Genomic DNA, 1,401 nt, shown 5'->3' with positions numbered 1-1,401 from the left:
AGGCCGCGCGCCGCCGAAATGCCGACGCGCAGGCCGGTGAAACTTCCGGGGCCGACGGTGACCGCGATGCGGTCGAGCGAGGTGAAGGCGAGATTGGCCGATTGCATGACGCGCGCGATCATCGGCATCAGGGCCTCGGCGTGGCCGCGCTTCATGAGAAGCTGCTCCTGCGCGAGGAGCTCGCCGGCGTCGGTGTCCAGCACCGCGACGGAGCAGGCGTCGAGCGCAGTATCGATGGCGAGGATCAGCATGGAAAAGCGAATGGCGAGTGGCGAATGGGGAGCAGTCTAGCGAACCAAGCGTCTATCCGCCATTCGTCATTCACAATTCGTAGCCCCTGATCGCGCCGCATTTCGTAGGGTGGGCAAAGGCGCTCTTGCGCTGTGCCCGCCACTTTTGTCGCCGAAAGAAACGGTGGGCACGCTTCGTTTGCCCACCCTACGGCACCTCCTACATCGGCCGGACTTCGACCACGTCGGGCACGAAATGCTTCAAAAGGTTCTGGATGCCGTGCTGGAGCGTCGCGGTCGACGACGGGCAGCCGGAGCAGGCGCCCTTCATGTTGAGATAGACGATGCCGTCCTTGAAGCCGCGGAAGGTGATGTCGCCGCCGTCATTGGCGACCGCCGGCCGCACGCGGGTCTCGATCAGGTCCTTGATCATGTCGACCGTTTCGGCATCGGCCTCGTCGAAGAACTCGTCCTCGTCGTCGAGATCGGCATCGCCCTGCGCCGCGCCGTCCGCGAGCAGCGGCGCGCCGGACATGTAGTGCTCCATGATGGCACCGAGGATCGCGGGCTTGAGTTGCTGCCATTCACCGTTTGCCTTGGTCACGGTGATGAAATCCGATCCGTAGAACACGCTGGTGACGCCGGGCACCTCGAACAGCTTTTCGGCGAGCGGGGAGCGGCCTGCGGTTTCGCGGCTCGCAAATTCCACCGGGTTGCCATCGACCACGACGCGGCCGGGAATGAACTTCAACGTGGCGGGATTGGGGGTGGCTTCGGTTTGAATAAACATGGTTTTCTCCAGACGTCGCCGGTTCAAGGCCGGCGCGTGCCCTATCCACTAGCAGATGGCGACGGCGAACGCACGATCAAGGGGCGAGAACGGCGTTCTGTTGTTATATCAGCGGGTTAGGGTAGCGAAATCTCCGCGGCGTCATGGCCGGGCTTGACGTGGATACCCGGGACAAGCCCGGGCGTGACGAGCAAACAACTGGCCGTACCCCAGACAGGGGTACCTACGACAGCGAATCCACGCTTTGGTCGCTCAGCGCGCCGGAAATGATCGTCACCGGGATCGGGAACGTCCCCACCGCGTGCGCGAGCAGGGCGACCAGGGGGCCCGGCCCTTCCGCGCCGGGGTTCGCGGCCAGCACCAGCATGGCGATGTCAGGGT

The 1,401-nt window shown here is 64.3% G+C and carries 2 protein-coding genes and 1 pseudogene; all 3 read right to left on the bottom strand.

Annotated elements, in window-relative coordinates:
* The coding region (gene tsaB, locus MOV75_RS38125) for a tRNA (adenosine(37)-N6)-threonylcarbamoyltransferase complex dimerization subunit type 1 TsaB (RefSeq protein ID WP_247007993.1) at positions 1-251 on the bottom strand (251 nt) is incomplete at its 3' end.
* Between the two features lie 199 nt (positions 252-450).
* Positions 451-1,020: a NifU family protein gene (locus tag MOV75_RS38120; protein ID WP_246932416.1), complete on the bottom strand. Its 570-nt coding sequence runs from the start codon at positions 1,018-1,020 to the stop codon at positions 451-453.
* Positions 1,021-1,243: 223 nt separating this feature from the next.
* A pseudogene (locus tag MOV75_RS38115) lies at positions 1,244-1,401 on the bottom strand (universal stress protein); the annotation flags it as partial.

It is taken from the genome of Bradyrhizobium sp. PRIMUS42, assembly GCF_023006515.1.
In the GTDB taxonomy this organism is placed as follows: domain Bacteria; phylum Pseudomonadota; class Alphaproteobacteria; order Rhizobiales; family Xanthobacteraceae; genus Bradyrhizobium.
This window is presented reverse-complemented; position numbering and strand designations above follow the sequence as displayed.

Bases quoted from the DNA above. Each gene is read 5' to 3' on its own strand.
- MOV75_RS38120 (WP_246932416.1), bottom strand. From the start codon at position 1,020: ATGTTTATTCAAACCGAAGCCACCCCCAATCCCGCCACGTTGAAGTTC.